The following is a 22,116-nucleotide window of genomic DNA, read 5'->3' on the forward strand; positions in this document are numbered from 1 at the left end:
GTGGTTTAGATGAATTCGGTCGGAATGATCGGCTCACCCTCCGAGAGGCGGTGGGCAGCTTCGGGAAGCTCAGCCAGGGATGCTACGTGGCGGGCGGTTGCGCGGCGCACACCTTCCTCGCCGGTGAAGCCGGGGAGCAGCTCGCCGTTGCGGACGAAGTCCACCATGAGCGGGCGGGTGCCCTCGAGCAGGTTCGGGTCCTCGTGGGTGCCCAGAACCTCGGCGGTCGCAATGCCCATGCTGTTGAGGCGGCGGGCCGCACGCTTGGCGCCACCGATGGACGCCTTGCCAGCCGACGCCTTAGCGACCGGCTGCATTTCACCGGCGGAGTTCTCACGCTCAACAACCTTGTACACCATGGAGGAGGTCGGCGCGCCGGAACCGGTGACCAGCTTGGTGCCCACGCCGTAGGAGTCCACGGGTGCTGCTGCCAGGGATGCGATGGCGTACTCGTCCAGGTCGCTGGTGACGGTGATCTTGGTGTGGGTGTTGCCGAGCGAGTCGAGCAGTTCACGCACACGTGCCGCGGTGGCAACCAGGTCGCCGGAGTCCAGGCGCACGCCGCCAAGCTCTTCGCCCGCGAGTTCCACGCCGAGGCGGACCGCCTCGTCCACGTTGTAGGTGTCGACGAGCAGGGTGGTGCGGGCGCCGAGGGAACGCAGCTGCGCCTCGAACGCTTCACGTTCGCTGTCGTGCAGCAGGGTGAACGCGTGGGCGCTGGTGCCGATGGTGTGCAGGCCGTAGCGCAGGCCAGCCTCCAGGTTGGAGGTGCCCGCGAAGCCGGCGATAACGGCGGCGCGTGCGGCGGAGACGGCGGCGCGTTCGTGGGCGCGGCGCGAACCCATTTCGAGGCAGGGGCGGTTGCCTGCGGCTGCGCTCATGCGGGAGGCGGCGCTCGCCACGGCGGAGTCAAAGTTCAGGATGGACAGCAGGTAGGTTTCGAGGACGCACGCTTCGGCGAAGGTGCCTTCGACCTGCAGGACGGGGGAGTGGGGGAAGAATGCTTCGCCTTCTGCGTAGCCGCGGATGTTGCCACTGAAGGTGAAGGATTCGAGGTAGGAGAGGGTCTCTTTGTTGACGATGTTGCGGGAGGAGAGGAAGGAGAGTTCTTCGTCGTTGAAGCGGAAGTTAGCGAGGCCTTCGAGGAATCGGCCGGTGCCTGCGAGGACGCCGTAGCGGCGGCCTGCGGGCAGGCGGCGGGTGAAGACTTCGAAGGTGCACTTACGGTTGGCTGCGCCGGAGGCGAGTGCCGCCTGGAGCATGGTCAGTTCGTAGTGGTCGGTGAGAAGGGAAGTAGTAGCCATGTGTTTATTGTAGTGGGGGATTAGGGTATTTTTCCTCTTGAGTCGGCGTGTCAATCACTACATAAAGTATTCTTGACTCTAAGTACTGTAGTATGACAAATTACCAGCACTCTGTGCGGGAGCAGTACAGGACGAACACCGCAGTAGCGCAGGACGAACACCAGAGCAATACAGAGGCAACACAGGGGCAACACATACCCGCTCGTATAATCAAAGGGAACCGGCCGCAAAGGAAACCAATGAACACTACCGCCGTGACCCTCTCCACCGGAACCCTCGAGGACACCGACCTCGACACCGCCCTGGAGAACATCCTCGCCACAGACACCCCCTGGAAAGTCATCGTCTGGAACGACCCCGTCAACCTCATGACCTACGTGTCCTACGTCTTCCGCAGTCACTTCGGCTACTCCCGCGCCCGCGCAGAAGAGCTCATGCTGCAGGTGCACAACAACGGCAAGGCAATCGTCTTCACCGGCTCGCGCGAAGACGCCGAAAAACACACCCAGGCAATGCACGCCTGGGGTCTGCTGGCAACCTTCGAGAAAGTAGAAAACTAATGGCGCGACCCTTCCGCCGCACCCCCGGAGGCTACACCGCATCCTTCGAACCCGCCGAACGCGACCTGATCCGCGAACTCGCCGAAGACGTACGCGCGCTACTACGCCCGGCAGATACCACCGCCGACGGCGGCACCGTCGACCCGCTGGAGGCGCTGGTCGGCATCACCGAAAACCCCACCATTCCCGCCGATAGCGCTGTGGCACGCCTGCTGCCCGCCGCAAGTAGCGACGACGAGGCCGCCACCGAATACCGCCGCTACACCGAACGCGACCTGCGCGAAACCAAACGCGCGAACCTCGCCATGCTTGCCTTCGACATTGAGTCGAGCGACCTGCGCCTGAACGAGGAGCACGCCCGCGCCTGGGCTGCCGCGCTCGGCGATATTCGACTGGTGCTTGCCGACCGCCTCTACATCGTGGACGAAGACACCGCCGAAGACATTGCGGCGTTCACCGACCCCTCCGAAATCGAAACCCAAGAAGAGTACATGGCAGTGGTGTACAACTTCGTCTCCTGGGTTCAGGACTCGCTCATGCTCGCCATGCTCGACGGCCTGGACGATGAAGAGACCGAAGAGCCCGGCGGGGCATTTGGCGGGGAAAATGGTGGGGCAAACGAGTAGGAATAGAACGAATTTTTCGAATTACCCCTCAAACTACTGTCATATACAACCACATAATGGTGGTTCTCGACTCATCTAACCGCCGAACGAACTAAAAGGGTAATCTTAGCGAGTTAGCATAGAACGTGGTACCCGACCGATAACGAAGTGTAGGTGACACATGAGTGACAGCATCGACGCAACAAATCCCTACCGTGCCCGCACCCCCTGGGGAAGCCCCGCGCCCGTAGGCCCCACCGCCGCAGCGCCCATTGGCGTCTTCGACTCCGGCGTCGGCGGACTCACCGTGGCACGCGCCATCATGGACCAGCTGCCTCACGAACGCATCATCTACGTCGGCGACACCGCGCACGGCCCCTACGGCCCCCTCAAAATCGCTGAGGTGCGCGCCAACGCACTGCGCATCATGGACGAACTCGTCGACTCCGGCGTGAAAATGCTCGTCATCGCCTGTAACACCGCCTCCGCAGCGGTGCTCCGCGACGCCCGCGAACGCTACACCCGCCAGTACGGCATCCCCGTCATCGAGGTGATCCAGCCCGCCGCCCGCCGTGCGCTCGCCGCAACCCGCAACCGCAAAATCGGCGTGATCGCGACCGAGGCGACTGTCACCTCCCGCGCCTACGAGGACACTTTCGCGATCACCCCGAACCTTGAGGTGCACTCGGTGGCGTGCCCGCGCTTCGTGGAGTTCGTGGAGAAGGGTATTACCTCCGGCCCCGAGCTGCTGGAGACCGCCCGCGAGTACCTGCAGCCGCTCAAGGACGCCGGCGTGGACACCCTCGTGCTCGGTTGCACCCACTACCCGTTGCTGACCGGCGTGATTTCCTACATCATGGGTGAGGATGTCACCCTCGTTTCCTCCGCGGATGAGACCGCGAAGGACGTGTACCGCGAACTGCTCAACCACGCCATTGAAAGCCCGGTCCCCGAGGAAAACCCGCACCACGAATTCCTCGCCACCGGCGAATCTGAGACGTTCTCGCAGCTGGCACGCCGATTCCTCGGCCCCGAGGTCACCAACGTTCGCCACACCAGCTCCGTGGCGGAACGCTACCCGACCGGCTCGCTTGCCGCCATCACCCCCGAGATGCTCGCGGCACACCGCAACATTAACCTCGGCGATGACGCGGCAGAATCCGACCAGGCTGCGGAGGCTACCGCAGGCACTGAATTTTCCGGCACCACCCCTAAGGACGACACCTCATGCGTCTAACCGTTATCGGTTGCACGGGTTCCTTTCCCGGCCCCGTCTCACCGGCTAGTTGCTACATGCTCACCGCCACGGACTTCGCGGGTCGAACCTGGCGCATCATTATGGACATGGGCAACGGCTCCCTCGGTATGCTTCAACGCCACATCGACCTGAGCGATATCGACGCGATTCTGATTTCGCACCTGCACCCGGACCACTGCATCGACCTGTCCGGTCTGCACGTGGCGGTCAAGTGGGATCCGCGCGGTTGGCCCAAGGGCCGTATTCCGCTGTACGGTCCCGCCGCGATTAACGAGTACCTTTCGGCGACTCACGGCCTGGACCCTGATCCGGGTATGAGCACCGAGTTTGAGTACCACACCTGGACCGAGGGTGAGCCTGTGCAGATTGGCCCGTTCCGCGTGGAGCCGTTCCGTGTGGTGCACCCCTCGAAGGACCCGTACGCGCTGCGTATTACTTGCAACGACCGCGAGGGTCACACGATTTTCGCGTACTCGGGTGATACCGACCTGTGCGAGGGTCTGGTTAAGGCTGCTCGCGGTGCCGACCTGTTCCTCTGCGAGGCAGCCTACCAGGAGGGCCGCGACGATGCCCTGCGTGGCATTCACCTGACCGGTAAGCGTGCCGGTGAGGCGGCGCAGGAGGCGGGCGTGCGTAACCTGTTGCTGACCCATCTGCCCGTGTGGAACGACCCGGATATTGCCCGTGCCGAGGCACGTAGCGCGTTCTCCGGCCCCGTGGGTGTTGCAGAGATGGCGGCAAGCTACCGCATCTACCCGCGCCCGACGCCAGCTCACCCGGTGACCTCCACCCTGAACGTGGTGGAGGTGCTCGACCCGCCGCTGAACACCGCGATTGCGCTCCCTAAGCCCGAACTAGATTAGGTGAAGCCCGAGCTGGACTAGGCCAAACCCGAGCTGGGCTAAAACAAGCTGGGCTAGTACAAACTGCGCTCAGCCCCGCCCACTTTTCGACATAGAATCAACAGACAGACACAGATCCCGCAGACAGATTCAAGGAGAACCCATGACTGCAACCCGCGACGACGGCCGCGCCCTCAACGAACTGCGCCCCATCACCATTACCCGCGGCTGGTCCCGCAACGCCGAGGGTTCCGCCCTCATCGAGTTCGGAAACACCCGCGTGCTGTGCACCGCATCCTTCACCGAGGGCGTGCCGCGCTGGCTCAAGGGCGAGGGCAAGGGCTGGGTGACCGCCGAGTACGCCATGCTGCCGCGCGCCACCAACACCCGTTCTTCGCGCGAGTCGCTGAAGGGCCGCGTGGGCGGCCGCACCCACGAGATTTCCCGTCTGATTGGCCGCTCCCTGCGCGCGGTCATCAACATGGAGGAGCTGGGCGAGAACACCATCGTGCTCGACTGTGACGTGCTGCAGGCTGACGGCGGTACCCGCACCGCCTCGATTACCGGCGCGTACGTGGCGCTGGCTGATGCTATTTCTTGGGCGAAGGAGCAGAAGATTCTGCCCGCTAAGGCGAACCCGCTGATCGATTCGGTGTCCGCAATTTCGGTGGGCATTATTGACGGCACCCCCATGCTGGACCTGCCCTACACCGAGGACGTGCGCGCCGAGACCGACATGAACGTGGTCGTCACCGGTAGCGGCAAGTTCGTTGAGGTTCAGGGCACCGCCGAGGGCGCGCCTTTCGACCGCGACGAGCTCAACAGCCTGCTCGACCTGGCGCTGGAAGGCACCGCTGAGCTGGCTCAGATTCAGCGTGAAGCACTGGCACACTAACCCGTCCCAGTAACTAGTTCCATCGACAAGGAGAAACTATGGCACACGCAAAGATTGTTCTGGCAAGCCACAATAAGGGCAAGCTCAAGGAACTGCGCGAAATTCTGCGCGGACGCATTGACGGCCTGGACGTTGACACCCAGGTGGTTGACGCCTCCAGCGTGAACGCCCCCGACGTTCCCGAGACCGGCGTGACCTTCGCTGAGAACTCCCTGCTGAAGGCGCGCGCTGTTGCCGAGGCAACCGGCCTGGTCGCTATTGCTGACGATTCCGGCCTGTCGGTGGATGTGCTCAACGGCGCTCCCGGTATTTTCTCGGCGCGCTGGGCGGGTAGCCACGGCGATGACTCCGCGAACCTGAACCTGCTGCTGGCTCAGCTGAGCGATATTCCTGCCGAGCACCGCAGCGCGAAGTTCTGCTGCGCGGCCTCGGTTGCCTCCCCGAACGGTTTTGAGGCGGTCGAGTACGGCGAGCTGCCCGGTGAGCTGCTGACCGCACCGGCGGGGGAGGGTGGCTTTGGTTACGACCCGATTCTGCGCCCCGTGGAGCTGAACGGTGAGAACGCTCTGTACGAGGGGCAGTACGCTGGCAAGTCTTGCGCTGAGATTCCCGCCGAGATTAAGAACTCGATTAGCCACCGTGCGCGTGCTTTTGAGGCGCTGATTCCTCAGATTGCGGCGGCGCTGGCCTCCTAAAACCGCTGTCTAAAACCTCTGTCTAAAACCGTCGCTGAGGCGCCAGAGCATACTCGCTGCGCCGGTCTGATGGGTGAAAACGCGGGGTTGGGGCACGAATTCTTCGTGCATCCCCCTAAAATCCCCCACAGGGATACCAATTAAAGGCACAATAGTGTGAGAAGCTTTACCTCAAGGTTAGTGACACCAAAGAACTCGTCTGCTGAAGGTACCTTCGGCAGGCGAGTTTTGCTATTGAAGAGCATTTCAACAGTGCATCTGTCAACAGGGCACCTACCCGATGCCCGCCCGTCACCGACCCCGGTAGAAAAACCTGCAGCGAAAGAGACACACCGATGCTCATCCTTCTTCTGCTGATGGCACTCGCCCTTGCCGCCGGGTGCTGGGCGTACTCCTACGTGTGGCGTGGTTTGAACCGCCGCGTCATTGCCGCCGTGAAGGTGGTCGACCCGATGATTACGCTCGGCCCGTACGTCATGGCGGCGTGGGTGGCGTTCATGGCTCTGATTGCCACGAATATCTGGGCGACCGGAACCTTGCACACTGTGCTGACCATTATTTTCTGGGTGGTTGCCGCAGGCTGCCTCGGCTGGGCTGGTTTCTGGCTGCTCATGCACTGCCTGGGCGGGCAGACCCCGGGCAAACGCCCGATGTGGTGGCGTGAGGCGGTCGCCGCGAAGTTCGCCTGGCGTAACCTCTCGCGCATGCCCGCCTACCTGGGTGCCCGCACCAGCATCCTTCCGGTGGAGAACCCGCACCTGACCAAGCCGTACTCGGGCTCGTGGACTCGCCCGCTCGGTGCGACCATGCCGGGCTACAGCTCCAACGGTGAGTTTATTGAGGGCTTTGACGAGTTCGGCCGCAAGATGCCGCGCCTCTACCCGGTGGGCCCCGAACCGACCATCTTTGAGATGGCGCGCTGGGGTAAGTCGGTGAGCTCCGATCAGCTGCTGACGACCTTCCTGCCGACTGCGCCGTTTGAGCGTCTGCGTCTGCCCGGCACCATTACGGGCCCCTTCACCTTTGCGGGGGAGGTGCCGCACGGTGCGGTGACGAAGTGGCCTCGCCGCAGCGGCGCGAACCGCGCCTTCGGCTCCTACGCGCGTCTGGGTGAAATCACCGAACGTAAGGTGGAGCTGCTGGTCGACCACCGCATCATTGCGGCGCTGCAGACCACCCGCGAAAGCTACGAACGCCGACACAGCTGGATGCTCGCCTTCACCGACATCGCCGACGGCGACTTCACGATGGATGCCGACGAGAACGGCAACCTGCGCATCACCTTCGGCATGATTACCGAAGGCTACGAGACCCCGTGGGTCTTCACCAGCACCCTGAAAGACAGCACCCACCTGCGCCGCAAGGTACGCCACGCCATGAGGGAACGCCGCGTGCTCAAGCAGAGCAGCGGCGAGCTGATGGACTGGTACTTTGTGCCGAAGCTCAGCGAGTTCCCGCACGGCCCGGTCACGAATGAGCTTCCCGAAGAGTTCTACTTCAAGTCCAATATCATGGTCACGAACCGTCACGAGAGCTCCTCGCGAGCCTCGGGTGATGCGCACTAGGGTGATGCGCGCTAGGGGAGTGCCTCAGCTGTGAGGTGCTCAGACTGGATACCTCAAAAGCCCACCCTAAAAATTCAGATACCCATGCACCGGCTGCTACTCCATAGGGGAGTGGCAGCTGGTGCTTTTCTGCTGTTGCATCCTCTCGGCAGAGCCGAATGACGGTACAGACAGAAGCGGGCAACAAGCCACGATAGAATAGAAACTTAGAGCACCATGAGCGCAAGCCGGGGCGTTTCTTTCTCCCCTCCGCGAGCTTGCCGCGCTAAACACACAGTCATCACTTGCACACAGTCATCACTTGCCGAAAGGATTCCCGTGGCGTCTTCGAACTACACCGCCCGTCACCTCTCCGTGCTGGAAGGTCTGGAAGCTGTACGCAAACGCCCGGGCATGTACATTGGCTCCACCGACTCCCGCGGCCTGATGCACTGCCTCTGGGAGATTATCGACAACTCGGTGGATGAGGCGCTCGCCGGTTTCGGTCAGTCCATCCAGGTGATTCTGTACCGTGACGGTTCGGTTGAGGTGCGCGACGACGGCCGCGGTATCCCGACCGATATTGAGCCGCGCACCGGTCTGTCCGGTGTGGAGGTTGTGTTTACCAAGCTGCACGCCGGCGGCAAGTTCGGCGGCGGCTCCTATAACGCATCCGGTGGTCTGCACGGTGTGGGCGCTTCCGTGGTGAACGCTCTGTCCTCCCGCCTGGACGTGCAGGTGGATCGCGGTTCTAAGACCTACCAGATGTCTTTCCGCCACGGCATTCCCGGCTTCTTCGAGTCCGGTCGCACCCCCAAGCCCGATGATCCGTTCACTCCCGCAACCGAGGGCACTGACGCCCTGCAGATTGTGGGCAAGGCGAAGCGTGGCGTGACCGGCACCCGTGTGCGTTACTGGGCTGACCCGCAGATTTTCACCCCCGACGCTAAGTTCAGCTACGAGGACTTGGCTGCTCGTGCGCGTCAGACCGCGTTCCTTATTCCGGGTCTGCGTATTTGCATCCGCGATGAGCGCCGCCTGCCCGGCACCCCCGGCGAGCTGGAGCCCCACGAGGAAGTTTTCCAGTACGACGGCGGCATTAGCGAGTTCGTCGAGTTCCTGGCGCACGATGAGCGTATTACCGACACCTGGCGTTTTAGCGGTAGCGGCTCTTTCACCGAGACCGTGCCCGTGCTCGGTGAGGACGGCCGCTCGCAGCTGACCGATGTGGAGCGCGATTGCGAAGTGGACGTTGCGCTGCGCTGGGGCATTGGCTACGAGACGACGGTCCGTAGCTTCGTGAACATTATTGCCACCCCCAAGGGCGGCACCCACACGACCGGTTTTGAGCAGGGCCTGCTGCGCGTGATGCGCAAGCACCTTGCCGATAACGCCCGCAAGTACAAGGTGGGTAACGACAAGATTGAGAAGGACGACGTGCTCGCTGGCTTGACCGCCGTGCTAACCGTGCGTCTTGCTGAGCCGCAGTTTGAGGGTCAGACCAAGGAGATTCTGGGTACTCCCGCGGTTCGTCAGATTGTGTCGAAGGTCGTGGGTGATGCGCTGAAGGCTCGCCTGGAGTCGACCGCCCGCGCGGAGAAGGCTCAGGCGACTGCCCTGTGCGAGAAGGTCGTCTCTGAGATGAAGACCCGCGTTTCGGCGCGCATCCATAAGGAAACTCAGCGCCGTAAGACCGCGCTGGAGTCTTCGTCCATGCCCACCAAGCTGGTGGATTGCCGTTCGACCAATGTTGAGCACTCCGAACTGTTCATTGTGGAGGGTGACTCGGCGCTGGGTACCGCGCGTCTGGCGCGTTCTTCTTCGTATCAGGCTCTGCTGCCGATTCGCGGTAAGATCCTGAACACTCAGCGCGCTTCGGTGACCGATGTGCTCGCGAACGCCGAGTGCGCGGCGCTGATTCAGGTCATTGGTGCCGGCTCGGGTCGTACCTTTGATCTGGAGTCCGCCCGCTACGGCAAGGTCATCATGATGACCGATGCGGACGTGGACGGCGCCCACATTCGTACCCTGCTGCTGACCCTGTTCTACCGTTACATGCGTCCGCTGATTGAGTCGGGTCGCGTGTACGCTGCGGTTCCGCCGCTGCATCGCGTGGAGGTGGTGCGCCGCGGCAAGCCGAACGAGATGGTGTACACCTACTCGGAGAAGCAGCTGCACGAGCTTCTGGATTCTTTGCAGGAGCAGGGTGTGTCTTACAAGGAACCCATTCAGCGTTATAAGGGTCTGGGCGAGATGGACGCCGATCAGTTGGCTGAGACCACGATGGATCCGCGTCACCGCATGTTGCGCCGTATTCGCATTGAGGATGCGGAGGCTGCTGAACGTGCTTTCTCCCTGTTGATGGGTTCTGAGGTGGCTCCGCGTAAGGAATTCATCATTGCCGGTGCGCATCAGTTGGATACCGAGAACATCGATATGTAACCTGCGGGGGAGTGTGTGACTGGCGTGTCACAATCCAGGAATTTTGTGTGAGAATAGTCACGTTGATTCTCTGAAATCCGCGTAAATTCAGTATAAATCATGCAAATTTAAGCCTTAAGTACTACTTGAGGCACCTGTCATATTCCGGGAATGTGTCATCAAAAATCTGCATAAACTACATAAAACTGCAAAGTTTTACCGCGGTTCTGAAAGTGCCTCTCAGACCCACACAGCCCCTCCGTGTTCCAACCCTCAAACCACCCCCGCCCCGGGGGATAACGTTCGAGGTACCTTTAGCGAAACGTCAAACAATAAACGTCCATACTATGCACAGCATACTCACAGCTCCTCGGGAAAACCCTGTACCTTAGAAGCATGAGAGACAGTGTGTCAGTAACTCTCGTATGCCCTCCATCGATGGCGGACTACCCGAAATCTGGCACAAACACACATTAAGTACACACATAGTAAGGACCTATCAATGGATCCCCTTGATTTTGGTAGGTGGCAGTTCGGTATTACCACCGTCTACCACTTCTTCATGGTTCCGCTGACTCTGGGTCTGGGCCTTGTTGTGACCTACCTGTACATTCGCTACGTTCGTACCAAGAAGGACGAATACAAGCGCATGACGAAGTTCTGGGGCAAGCTGTACCTCATTAACTTCGCAATGGGTGTGGCCACCGGTCTGGTTCAGGAATTCCAGTTCGGCATGGCGTGGAGTGAATACTCCCGCTTCGTCGGCGACGTCTTCGGCGCTCCGCTGGCAATGGAAGGCCTCTTCGCCTTCTTCGTTGAGTCGACCTTCCTGGGTCTGTGGATCTTCGGTTGGGACCGCCTCAAGCCTGCTGTACACGCATTCTCGTTGTTCATGGCAGTTCTCGGCTCCTGGATTTCTGCATTCTTCATTCTGGTTGCAAACTCCTGGATGCAGCACCCCGTTGGCGCAGAAATGATTGACGGTCGTCCCCGAATGACCGACATCGGCGCTGTGCTGCTGAACCCCCTCGCATGGGTAACCTTCTCGCACGTCATCACTTCGGCTATCCAGGTTGCTGGTGGCTTCCTGGTTGGTATCGCATGGTACAAGCTGTGGCGCCGCCGCAAGGACGGCATCGACAAGGTCGTTGACGGCAAGGTTGTTGTTGGTGAGTCCGACAAGGGCGCACGCGACAAGACTGACTTCCAGGTCTGGTTCAAGTCCCTGCGCTTGGGCGCTGTTGTGGGCCTCGTTGCCTTCGCAGGTATCGGCGCGTCCGGTCACATTCAGGCACAGATGATGATCCACGAGCAGCCCCTGAAGATGGCTGCTGCAGAAGCTGCGTGCCACGACGGCACCTCCTTCTCCGTTCTGACCGTCGGCGAGCTCGGCGCTCAGAGCTGTGACAAGATCACCCCCGTCATCGAGGTTCCCGGCGTGCTGTCCTTCCTGGCACACGACAACTTCGACACCCCGGTGAAGGGCATCCAGACCCTGCTGCCCGAGTACGAAGCTAAGTTCGGTACCAACCTGCCCAACAACCCGCTCTACGGTGAGCGCGCAGGTCAGAAGATCGATTACCTGCCCTCCCTCGAGGTCTCCTACTGGGGCTTCCGCGGCATGATGGGCCTCGGCGGCATCGTTCTGCCCTTCTACATCTACGCACTGTGGGTAACCCGTAAGAAGGGCGTGGGCACCGTCCCCGAGTCCAAGCTGCTCAAGAACGTTGCTGTCTGGTCCATCCTGGCTCCCTTCTTTGGTATCTCCCTCGGCTGGATCTTCACCGAAATGGGCCGCCAGCCCTTCGTTGTGGCTCCGAACCTTCAGGGTGATCCCTCGATTCACCTGTTCACTGCAGCAGCTATCTCCCCGGGTGTTTCCGGTGAAGAAATCCTCTTCTCCCTGCTCACCCTGGGCCTGCTCTACGGTGTGCTGATGGTGGTTGAGGTTTACCTGCTCATCAAGTACGTCAAGGCCGGCGTCGTGGCAGCAATGCCCGAGCTGGTTCAGTCGCACCACGAGGACGAGTCCAACGACAAGTCCAAGCGCGATGTGCTGGAGTTCGCCTACTAGGCGGGTAAGGATTGATTCACCATGAACTTTGATTTCAATATCTTTGCCGGTCAGCCTGGCCTGCCCACCCTCTGGTTTGTAGCCATTGGCGTCTTCCTCATCATGTACATGATTCTCGACGGTTTCGATCTGGGTGTCGGTATGCTGATGGGTTCCAAGTTCAGCAAGAACGAGAAGGAACGTCGTCTGCTGCTGAACATCATCGGCCCCGTCTGGGACGGCAACGAGGTGTGGCTTGTGTCCGGCGGTGCTGCTATCTTCGCAGCATTCCCCATCTGGTACGCAGCCCTCTTCTCGGCTCTGTACATCCCCCTGACCCTCGCGCTGGTCTTCCTGATTCTGCGCGTGGTCGCCATTGAATACCGCGGTAAGAAGAACGACGAGAAGTGGATCCGTAACTGGAACATCGCTCTGTCTGTTTCTTCCTTCTTCATCGCACTGCTCGTCGGTGCTCTGCTGGGTCTGACCTCCATGGGCCTGCCCATCAACGAGAACGGCGACCGCGTCGGCGGCGCCTTCGCATGGGTCTCCCTGCCGGTTCTGCTCGGCGGTCTGGGCTTCGTTGGCTTCTCCCTGGTTCAGGGTCTTGCCTTCATCGCTCTGAAGACCGACGGTGACATCCGCCACCGTGCCCGCAACACCTTGGTACGCTGGGCTCCCGTCCTGCTGTTGCCGATCGTTGCATGGGTTCTGGCACTGGACTTCACCACCGGTAACGGCGTCTCCTGGCTGTGCACCATCCTGGCTGTGGTTGCTGTTCTGTTTGCTTGGATCTCCGCAAAGGGTGGCCGTGAGGGTCGCGCTTTCGCTGGTCTGTCCGTGTTCCTCGCATTCGGCGCGCTGGCAATCTTCACCGCAATGTACCCGAACGTTCTGCCCTCCACCCTGGACCCGGCATACTCGCTCACCATTGCGAACGCATCCAGCTCCGAGTACACCCTGGGCGTTATGACCTTCGTGACCTGCCTTGGTCTGCCGGTCGTGTTCGTCTACCAGGCATGGACCTACTGGGTCTTCCGTAAGCGTCTGCACGTGGATCACATCCCCGAAGCACACGACGCTACCGAACTGGCTGAACTGCCGACCAAGTAGCCTGTAGCTGATTGAAGAATCCCCCGGATTTCTCTTCTGAGAGGTTCGGGGGATTTTTCTATGCCCCCAGAGGATATTCCCGCAGAGGATGCAACTCCCGACAGGCGAGTGGGCGCGCAAAAATTTTTGCTGCACCCCCCCGAAATTCGGGCGTGACAGGGAGCGGAACGTGTAATGTGGTGAGCAACTCACTCTCACGATAAGGAGTTTGACGATGAAGTCCCCCAACTGCCGCATCGGAACTACCCCTCGCACCGGCACGCGCCGCCGCCTGCTCGCCACGGGTGCCCTGCTGGCCATCGGCGTGCTCCCGCTGAGCGCATGCTCGCTCTTCAACCCGCCGCTGGAACGCGACGAAAGCGTCCACGCCATCTTCGACGCGGAGCAGGACATCGTAAAGATGCCCCTGGACGATTACCTCTACTACGAGCGCACCAACTACGAGCACACGGCCTTTCAGATTGCCATGAAGCAGTGCTACGCCGAACACGGACAGAACTACACTATCCAAGCTCCCTATTCTGAAAGCGCACCCCGCGGTGATTTGGGACGAAAGTACGGCCCCTGGAACGTCGAGTACACCCAGAAGTACGGTCTTCAGAAGCGAGACCCCAACGCAGCCGCCCCTATCTCCTTTAACTCGGGGGAGAGCATGAGCCCCGAGGAGAGGCTCAACATCGAATGCTACCCCAAGGCCCGTGAGACCCTGGATGCCGCGGTGCCCGAGGGTAAGAGGCCCGAGAATGAAGGGCAGTCCACATCCAGTCGTATCTCCACCGAGGCAGGTAACGCCGTGTACGGCAGCGCGCTACACCGCGAGCTCGAGGAGAAGTGGAAGCAGTGCGTCTCTGACCGCGGTCTCACCCCGCGCTCGGCAGGCTCCGTCGCCGAGGAAACCCCGCTGGCTGAGCAGCTGAGCAAGAACGACGGATTCAACAAGCCCGCCTCCGAAGAAGAGATTCGCATCGCCACCATCCAGGCCGAATGTAACCAGCAGGTCGGCATGAGCAAGCAGCTCTACGACCTGGAAGCTCAGTACCAGATGCCGCTCATCCGCAAGTACCAGGCGCAGCTTGAGCAGGAACGCAAGGCAGAACGTGAGCGTGACGAGAAGTTCAAGCAGTACGTTCTGGAGCACCAGTAAACCGGGGCGCTAAAAGACAGCGCACCGAACGATAGTGCAATGAAAGACAGCGCAGAAATAGACAGCGCAAAAACAGTTTAGAAAGACACCACCATGACGACTCACTCACAGAACCAGAACAGCGGGCATCGCTTCAGCGAACGCATCGCCCGACCCCGCGTGCTCCTGCTGCTGGCAATCCTCGCCATCGGCTCGCTCATGCTGTCCTTCTACCTGGGTACCCGCTACGCCGCCACGGGCCCCGACCCGGCCGTGCAAGCGAAAACCGTGATCCCGGTCTGGGCGAAGGTTGAAGAACGCACCGTCAGTGAGGGACTCGCTATCGCCGGAACCACCAAGGCTGGAGAGACCGCGCCGATTAGTGCGCGCACCAACGGTGAGCCGGTGCTCGTCTACCAGAACCAGAAGCCCGGTAACGTGCTCAAGGCGGGTGACTTCATCGGCATCATTGGTGCCGACCCCGTCTTCGTGCTGGAGGGGCCGCTGCCGCTGTACCGCGACCTAAACCTGGGCGATAACGGCGACGACGTGCTCGCCTTCCAGAAGGCACTGAACTCTGCCGGGTACTCCACCGAGCAGAGCGGCACCGTCACCGAAGACACCCTCGAAGCCGTCACGCGCCTGCACCGCGCGCACCTGACCGGCGTGCCCAGCGAGGGAGTCACCAGCATTGCCCGCAGTAACTACGCGATTCTGCCCGGCGGTAGCCACACCGTCACCGCCGTTGCCGCGGTCGGCCAGCTCATTAACGACGGCAACCCCATCGCGAGTGTAGAAACCAGCGAACCCTACGTGGAATCCAGCGTTGAGCTCTCCGTTGCCAATAAGCTCAAGGCCGGCGACCGCGTTAGCCTGCGCACCTCCACCGGCAGCGTGGAAGGCACCATCACCAGCATTGGTGAGCTGCAGAACGACCCCTCCAAGGGTGCGGCAAAGAGCGTGCGATTCAGCGCCGACGACCCGAGCAAGCTCACGCCGGGTCAGAGCGCATCCATCACCAGTAAGGGCAATACCTCAACCACCCTCGCCGTGCCGACCACCGCGGTACGCCAGGACTCCCAGGGCACCTACGTGCTTGTTGAGAAGGACGGAAGCTCCACCGCGACCGGCAAGGACGCGCCCGCCACCGAACGAGTCAACGTTGAGGTTCTGCGCACCGCCGGCGGATACGCCGCAATCAACGCTAACCTCAGCGCGGGACAGAAGGTGCTAGTCTCATGAGCCGCCGAAAGATAACCCCCGAGCGAGCCCCCGACGGCATGACAGCCCCGCACGGTAGGGGAGAAGCCGCGGTACTCAATGCCGCCCCTGGCACTGCACCCGCTATCGAAATGCGCGGCATTACCCGCGTCTTCGAGGGCAGCGAACGGCCCGTTCTCGATCACCTCGACCTGGTGGTCGAACGCGGCGAATTCCTCGCCATTATTGGTCCGTCGGGCTCCGGTAAATCCACCCTGCTCAATGCCATTGGTCTGCTCGACACGCCCACCAGCGGAACCTACAGCCTCTTCGGCAAAAACACGGAAGGACTCAGCGACCGAGAACGCGACGAAATGCGCCGAGACCACCTCGGCTTCATCTTCCAATCCTCGAACATGCTGCTGGACGAAACCAGCACCACCAACGCCTCCATGGGCCTGCGCGTGCAGGGCGTACCCTACAGCGAGCGCCTGCAACGCACCGAAGAAACCCTAGAATTTCTGGGGTTGAGCGACCGCGCCAGCATCCGCACCCGCTACCTCTCCGGCGGCGAGAAGCAGCGTTGCGCCATTGCCCGTGCCCTCGCCACGCGCCCGCCGCTGATTCTTGCCGACGAGCCCACCGGCAACCTGGACAGCCACAATAGCGCCAAGGTCATTGAGATTCTGCAGCGCATTAACGCCACCGGCTGTACCGTGCTGGTGATTACCCACGACCCGGAGGTTGCCGCCGCCGCCCGCCGCGTGATCCGCATTGAGGATGGGCGGCTGCACGAGCAGAGCCGCGCCGAGACTGCTGAGGTTGTGCCGGTGGCCGAGGCTGTTCCGGTTGTAGCGGATAGCCCGGCGAATGCCCCCGCCCGCCTCGCGCCGGGGGAGAAGCCCGCCGCGCACCGCCGCGGAAGCTTCCTCACCGACGACAGCATCGAGGCAATCTCGGCGCTCACCTCACGACCGCTGCGCACCCTGTTGCTGGGCCTGTCCTTCGCCCTGGGCGTGGGCGGACTCATCAGCGCCTCCGGCATGAGCGAATCCGCCAGCTACCAGGTGAACCAGCGTCTGCTCGGATCCGAACAGTCCACGCTCTACATCAGCGACAGGGACAACGACGAGAACGTGCTGGGCACCTACCGGCAGGGCGAATCCGCGCAGAACGTTGCCGATCGCATCACCGCGCTGGACTACGTGAAGAACACCGGGTTCGTTAGTAGCGTGGCGCCAGCCGACGTGAGAATCACCCGGTTCAGCCCCTACGAGGATGAACCCAAAACGGCGATTGGCCTCAGCTCTACCTCGAAGACCCGGCTCGAGCAAATCGGTGCCCGCATGAACCCCGAAACCCTGCGTGCGCTCGAACAGATGAACTCGACCCTCACCCTGCAGAACGTTGCCGACCGTGAACGTGCCGAGCAGCTCTCCGGCGCTATCGTCTCGGTCTCCGCTGCCCGCGCCCTCGGCATTATCCCCGAAGATAAGGCGGCAGATAACGCCACGACCGAGCCCCGACCTGGCGAGATGCCCGTCGTCGACTACGGCATTAAACTCGGCGGGCTGCCGCAGGTGGCACCCGGTGTGAGTATCTGGGTGGACGGTCAGCTGATGCCGGTCATCGGCCTCTTCGACCCCGGCAACAGCGGCTACGAATTCAGGAACACGGTCATTGTCTCGCCGGGCACCCTTCAGCGCACCGGACGCGGCCAGGTGACCTACATTGCCGAAACCGAACGAGGCTACGGCAAGGCGGTCGCTAAGGCTATTCCACTAACGCTCAAGCCCGCTGAGCCCAGCCAGATTAACGTGGAAACTCCCTCCGACCTGCAGAGCCTGCGCGCTTCTATCGCCTCCGATTTGGGCCTGTACGTGGGTGTGCTCTCCGGGATTCTGCTGGTACTCGCCTCGCTCTCGGCGGCAACCGCAATGTATCTGTCCGTGCAATCGCGCACCGCAGAGATTGCGCTGCGCCGCGCCATCGGATCGAGTAAATGGCTGATTGCCCGCATCTTCCTCATGGAGGGCGTCATGCTTGGTGTGCTCGGCGGCTCCATCGGCGCCTGCTCCGGCATGATTGCGACCATCATTCTTTCGCTCGTGCAGGGCTGGCAGGCGATTCTCTCACCGGGATTCGTGGTGCTCGGCGTGGGCGTTGGCGCCCTCACGGGCCTGGTGTCTTCGGCGTACCCGGCGTGGGTGGCATCCCGTAAGAGCCCTGCCGACGCGATGCGCGGCTAAAGCGCCCGCACAGGGAAGCAGACTCACCAAATCCCCGAACTATGACCGGTCAAATAGGTATTAGATAGCCCAAACCTTAAAATAAGGGGAGGTAAAAACACCAGAGACTAGGTCAAAGGACAAAATCGTGAGCCGAACGCACACACCGCGTCACGCTGACAAACATCAGAACACTGAGGCACCAGAGGTGGCCGAAGGAAAGCGCAACGACCGCGCTGACCGTCGCCCGCCTCTGGGCCCTGACGCCCGTAAAACCCTCAGCACCTTCGGCATCATCACCGCCGTGCACACCCTCGCGACGGTGCTTTTCAGCGCCGCCCTGGCTGTGATTATTGCCCGCGCGGCACACGCCGGATTCGCCGCGGTCGCCGCCGAACACGCGCGCCTCAAAGAGACTAGCGCGCCGGACGTGTACCGCGCCTACGTTGAGTTCGCCGGCTCCGCCCAGGCACAGCTGGAGGCGCACGGCGGCTGGCTGCTCGGCCTCGGCGGCATCTTTGGTGACGGTGACGCCATCACCCCCGGCCTGATTGCGGTCGCCGTGGTTGCGCTGCTTGTCCGCTCGGGCACCGACTATCTGCTGGCTGTGAGCGCGCAGCGTGCCGCCTCCGGAGCGAAGTCTCAGATTCGTTCCTCGCTGCTTAAGCGCGTGCTCGCCACCGGTGGCGCGGACACCCCCGAGGGTACCGGCGCGACCGCCGTGCTGCTTTCCCGCGGCCTGAACGCCCTGGATGACTACTACACCAAGACCCTGACCGCGTTTGTTTCCACCGCGGTTGTGCCGTTCATCCTCTGGGTCGTTGTGGCGTCCCTGGACTGGATGAGCGCCATGGTCCTGGCATGTACCCTGCCGCTTATTCCGGTGTTCATGATTCTGATCGGTAAGAACACCCGCGACGAAACTGCAGAAGCGCAGGCTGAACTGCATCGCCTCTCCGACCATATTCTGGAGCTGGTGCGCGGCCTGCCCGTCATTATCGGTCTGGGCCGTGAACGTGCGCAGACCCGCGCCATGAACGCCCTGGGTCAGCGTTACCGGGAACGCACCATGCAGACCCTGCGTAGCGCATTCATGTCTTCGCTCGCGCTGGAGCTCATCACCACCATTTCGGTGGCGCTGATTGCTGTGCTGATTGGTGTGCGCCTGGTCAACGGCACCCTGGGCCTGGACACCGCAATTCTCGTGCTGCTGCTGGCTCCCGAATGCTACCAGCCGCTGCGTGATGTGGGTGCCGCCTACCACCAGTCGGAGGACGGCGTTGCCGCCCTGCGTAGCGCTCAGAAGATTATTGATGCGCCCCTGCCCGCCGCCGCTGCGGACTCGACTGCCCAGGATTCGGCAGCACAGAAGGCTCAGCCTTCCGTGATCGCTGTTGAGGACCTGTCGGTGAGCTACCCGGCGCGTCCTGCCGTGCTGACTAACCTGTCGCTGAACCTGGACCGTCGCGTTGCCACCGCCCAGAGTGAAACTGCTCAGGGTGAGCGCGGTGCGGTCATCGGCGTGATGGGTGAGTCCGGTTGCGGCAAGTCCACCCTGCTGAACGTGTTCTCCGGTGCCGTACGTGAGGGCCTGGTGCCCACCGGCTCGGAGGAGCCCGTGCACCTGACCGGTAGTGTGACCGGTCTGGGAACCACCCTGGTTATCCCGCAGTCGCCGGTCTTCACCGCACCGACCGTGCAGACCGAAATGGCGCTCTACGCACTGAGCGCTACCGAGGCTGAGCGTGAGCGCGCAGCCGCTCTGCTCGGTGAGGCGATAGACTCCAAGAAGCTGTCCGTCACCGATGCCGAGGCCGCTCTGCTGGTTGGTCCGCTGGCGCAGCTGGGCATGGAAAAGCTGACTGCTCTTGAGCCCGGTGCCCTCAGTGCCGGTCAGGCGCGCCGCCTCGCCGTGGCACGCACCTTGGCTCGTGCCGAGGCTATCTACCGTGCTGGCGGTGAGCAGACCGTGCTGACCGTCCTGGTGGATGAGCCGACCGCGCACCTGGACGCCTACTCGGCATACCTGGTGACCCGCGCTCTGCACCGCCTGGCGGAACTGGGCGCAACCGTGCTGATTGTGACCCACGAGCAGGAGCTCGCCGCTGGCTGCGACACCCTCGTTCGTGCCGTGCAGACCGCTCAGGGCTACACCTGGACCGCCGAGGCGAACACCGCCCGCGTTGCGGTTCCCGCTGAAGCCCCCGCGCACCTGCTCAAGGACAAGGCGGAGTACGAGGCTGAAAGCACCGCCCCGGCGGGCGCCTCCGCAACCGCAGAGGTCAAGGAAGCAGAGCCTGCCGGCCTGTTCGCAAGCCTGCGCACTCTGAAGGAACTGACCGGTATTGGTGTTCGTGCCGCAACCGGCCCGGTCATCATGGCTGCGATTACCTCCCTGATGGCCGCGGCACTGACCGCGCTCTCTGGCTGGCTGATTGTTCGCGCCGCCGAAGGCCCGGCAATGATGTACCTGATGGTCGCCATTGTGGGCGTGCGTTTCTTCGGCTTGGGTCGTGCCTGCGCCCGCTACGCTGAGCGTCTGATGACCCACTCGAAGGTTCTTGCCGCCGCGAATATTCTGCGTCTGCGCGCCTGGGTTGGCGCATGGCAGAGCGTGAGCAGCGTGCGTGCCCTGCTGCGTGGTGACGCGCTGCTCGAACGCCTCGTGGGCGGTATTGATGAGCTGCGTGACGGCGTGCCGCGCGTTATTATTCCGCCGGCTGCGCACCTGCTGGTTATGACCGCGGCGCTGATTACGACCGCGTGCATCCTGCCGCAGGCTCTGGTCCCGGTCCTGCTTGCCGTGCTGGTCAGCACTTTTGTGGCTCCGTGGATTGTGCTCCGTGCCGATGCCCGTGCGGAGGCGCTGGCTCGCCGCTCCACCGCGCAGATGCTGCGCCTAGGTACCGGCATGCTTTCGGCTGCTGAGGACCTGCGCGCTAACGGCGTGGCAACCACCGCTGAGAAGGCTAACAGCGCCCTGGATGCCGAGAACCTGTCCGCCCTGCAGAAGGGCTCGACCGCTCAGGGTGTGGGTCGTACCCTCGTGACCCTGAGCTGGTTCGGTGCGGCCCTGGCGAGCGCAATGATTGCGTACCCGCTGGCTGTTGACGGCACCGTGCGTGCCCCCGAAGCGGCGATTGTGGTGCTGCTGTGCACCGGCATGCTGGAAAGCTCCCTGGGCCATGTTGAGGCGGTCCGCTCCTGGCCCGCGTTTAGCCGCCTGCTTGCGACGATTGCCCCGAGCGTGCGCGACGTATCCCTGGAGGGTGTTGTTGCCACCTCGACTCTGAAGCGTTCCGTGCCGACCGAGGCTGAGGTGGACACTCACGTTCTGCCGCGTCGTGCTGAGCGTCTGCGTGCCCGCGCGGAGGCTGAGATGGAGGAGCTGCTGGAGGCCGACCGTCAGCGTGCTCACCGCTTTGACCGCCCCGAATCTGCGGCTGGTTCTAAGAGCGATACCCCGCGCCCGCCGAAGCCCGGCGAGCCCAAGCTGGTTAGCTGCGGTACCCCGCAGGAGCTCGGCGTGAAGGGCGCTGCCCCCGCCCTGAGCCTGCAGGACGCTGCCGCCCGCTGGCCCGGCATGGATCACCCGGTCTTCACCGACCTGAACATGGACGCCCGCGCGGGCTCCTGGACTGCGGTGACCGGCCCCTCCGGTTCCGGTAAGTCTACGGTGCTTGCAACCGTTCTGGGCTTCTTGCCGCTGGAGTCCGGCCGCGTGTTGGCTTCCGGTGAGGTCCTGGAGGGCGAGCAGCTGCGTGGCTACGCGGCGTGGTGCCCGCAGGCGGCTCATATCTTCGAGTCGACCCTTGAGGGTAACCTGCTGCTGGCTCGTGACCGTTCGGATCGACCCAGCGAGGAAGAGCTGGTTGAGGTTCTGCGCCGTGTGGGTCTGGGCGAGTGGTTTGACGCTCTGCCTCAGGGCCTGCGCACCCCGGTGGGTGCTGGCGGTTCGTTCCTGTCGGGTGGTCAGCGTCAGCGTTTGGCGGTGGCTCGTGCCCTGCTGGTGAACTCGCCGGTGCTGCTGCTGGATGAGCCGACCGCGCACCTGGATGCCGAGTCTGCTCGTGCGCTGATGGCTGACTTGGATGCGGCGACCCGCTCCAGCTCTGTGGCTACGGTTCTGGTGTCGCACCGTCCTGAGGATATTGCCCGCTGCGATGAGGTGGTTCGCCTCTAGCAGTTGTGCTCTATCAGGCTGCGGGGCGCGCCGATGATGCGCCCCGGAAGAACATAGTGTGCATGGGAATGCCCCGGTACTTCGTGAAAGTA

General features: G+C 62.4%; 15 protein-coding genes. 14 read left to right on the forward strand and 1 reads right to left on the reverse strand.

Annotated features, from left to right (window positions below):
* Window positions 1–5: 5 nt before the first annotated feature.
* The gene (locus RWL87_RS04515; RefSeq protein ID WP_070847437.1) at window positions 6–1,304 is read right to left on the reverse strand and encodes a nicotinate phosphoribosyltransferase; all 1,299 of its coding nucleotides are present in this window, start codon (window positions 1,302–1,304) and stop codon (window positions 6–8) included.
* 239 nt (window positions 1,305–1,543) lie between these two features.
* On the opposite strand from RWL87_RS04515, the gene clpS reads away from it, so the two are divergent.
* The 14 genes from clpS to RWL87_RS04585 all read left to right on the forward strand — a co-directional run bounded on the left by clpS (window position 1,544) and on the right by RWL87_RS04585 (window position 22,024).
* Window positions 1,544–1,864, forward strand: coding sequence for an ATP-dependent Clp protease adapter ClpS (gene clpS, locus RWL87_RS04520; RefSeq protein ID WP_005507825.1), 321 nt, complete (start codon window positions 1,544–1,546; stop codon window positions 1,862–1,864).
* Entirely contained in the window at window positions 1,864–2,490 is a 627-nt protein-coding gene (locus tag RWL87_RS04525) for a DUF2017 domain-containing protein (protein ID WP_303971709.1), read from the forward strand. Before clpS ends, RWL87_RS04525 begins: the two co-directional genes overlap by 1 nt.
* Window positions 2,491–2,650: 160 nt before the next feature.
* The gene (gene murI / locus RWL87_RS04530; RefSeq protein ID WP_313969053.1) at window positions 2,651–3,706 is read left to right on the forward strand and encodes a glutamate racemase; all 1,056 of its coding nucleotides are present in this window, start codon (window positions 2,651–2,653) and stop codon (window positions 3,704–3,706) included.
* Window positions 3,697–4,590 carry an MBL fold metallo-hydrolase gene (locus tag RWL87_RS04535; RefSeq protein WP_313969054.1) on the forward strand — a complete coding sequence of 298 codons (894 nt, stop codon included), beginning with the start codon at window positions 3,697–3,699 and terminating at the stop codon, window positions 4,588–4,590. Before murI ends, RWL87_RS04535 begins: the two co-directional genes overlap by 10 nt.
* A 142-nt stretch (window positions 4,591–4,732) precedes the next feature.
* Window positions 4,733–5,464: a ribonuclease PH gene (gene rph / locus RWL87_RS04540; protein ID WP_070688874.1), complete on the forward strand. Its 732-nt coding sequence runs from the start codon at window positions 4,733–4,735 to the stop codon at window positions 5,462–5,464.
* 38 nt (window positions 5,465–5,502) lie between these two features.
* Entirely contained in the window at window positions 5,503–6,159 is a 657-nt protein-coding gene (locus tag RWL87_RS04545; RefSeq protein ID WP_303974694.1) for a non-canonical purine NTP pyrophosphatase, read from the forward strand.
* Window positions 6,160–6,494: 335 nt separating this feature from the next.
* Window positions 6,495–7,724 carry a peptidase E gene (locus RWL87_RS04550; RefSeq protein WP_298700745.1) on the forward strand — a complete coding sequence of 410 codons (1,230 nt, stop codon included), beginning with the start codon at window positions 6,495–6,497 and terminating at the stop codon, window positions 7,722–7,724.
* Between the two features lie 318 nt (window positions 7,725–8,042).
* A complete protein-coding gene (locus RWL87_RS04555) occupies window positions 8,043–10,145 on the forward strand; it encodes a DNA topoisomerase IV subunit B (protein WP_313969055.1) in 2,103 nt (700 codons plus the stop codon).
* A gap of 481 nt (window positions 10,146–10,626) precedes the next feature.
* Window positions 10,627–12,198 (forward strand): cytochrome ubiquinol oxidase subunit I, encoded by a 1,572-nt coding sequence (locus RWL87_RS04560; protein WP_298700747.1) that lies wholly within the window; start codon window positions 10,627–10,629, stop codon window positions 12,196–12,198.
* A gap of 21 nt (window positions 12,199–12,219) precedes the next feature.
* A complete protein-coding gene (gene cydB / locus RWL87_RS04565) occupies window positions 12,220–13,290 on the forward strand; it encodes a cytochrome d ubiquinol oxidase subunit II (protein WP_313969056.1) in 1,071 nt (356 codons plus the stop codon).
* A 214-nt stretch (window positions 13,291–13,504) separates the two neighbouring features.
* Window positions 13,505–14,434 carry a multidrug transporter gene (locus RWL87_RS04570; RefSeq protein WP_313969057.1) on the forward strand — a complete coding sequence of 310 codons (930 nt, stop codon included), beginning with the start codon at window positions 13,505–13,507 and terminating at the stop codon, window positions 14,432–14,434.
* A gap of 93 nt (window positions 14,435–14,527) precedes the next feature.
* Window positions 14,528–15,655 (forward strand): hypothetical protein, encoded by a 1,128-nt coding sequence (locus RWL87_RS04575; protein ID WP_313969058.1) that lies wholly within the window; start codon window positions 14,528–14,530, stop codon window positions 15,653–15,655.
* Entirely contained in the window at window positions 15,652–17,862 is a 2,211-nt protein-coding gene (locus tag RWL87_RS04580; protein WP_313969059.1) for an ATP-binding cassette domain-containing protein, read from the forward strand. The genes RWL87_RS04575 and RWL87_RS04580 overlap by 4 nt, the downstream gene beginning before the upstream one ends.
* Before the next feature lie 187 nt (window positions 17,863–18,049).
* On the forward strand, window positions 18,050–22,024 hold the full coding sequence (locus RWL87_RS04585; protein WP_313969060.1) for an ATP-binding cassette domain-containing protein: 3,975 nt from the start codon (window positions 18,050–18,052) through the stop codon (window positions 22,022–22,024).
* Window positions 22,025–22,116 lie beyond the last annotated feature (92 nt).

This window comes from uncultured Rothia sp. (genome assembly GCF_963555405.1).
In the GTDB taxonomy this organism is placed as follows: domain Bacteria; phylum Actinomycetota; class Actinomycetes; order Actinomycetales; family Micrococcaceae; genus Rothia.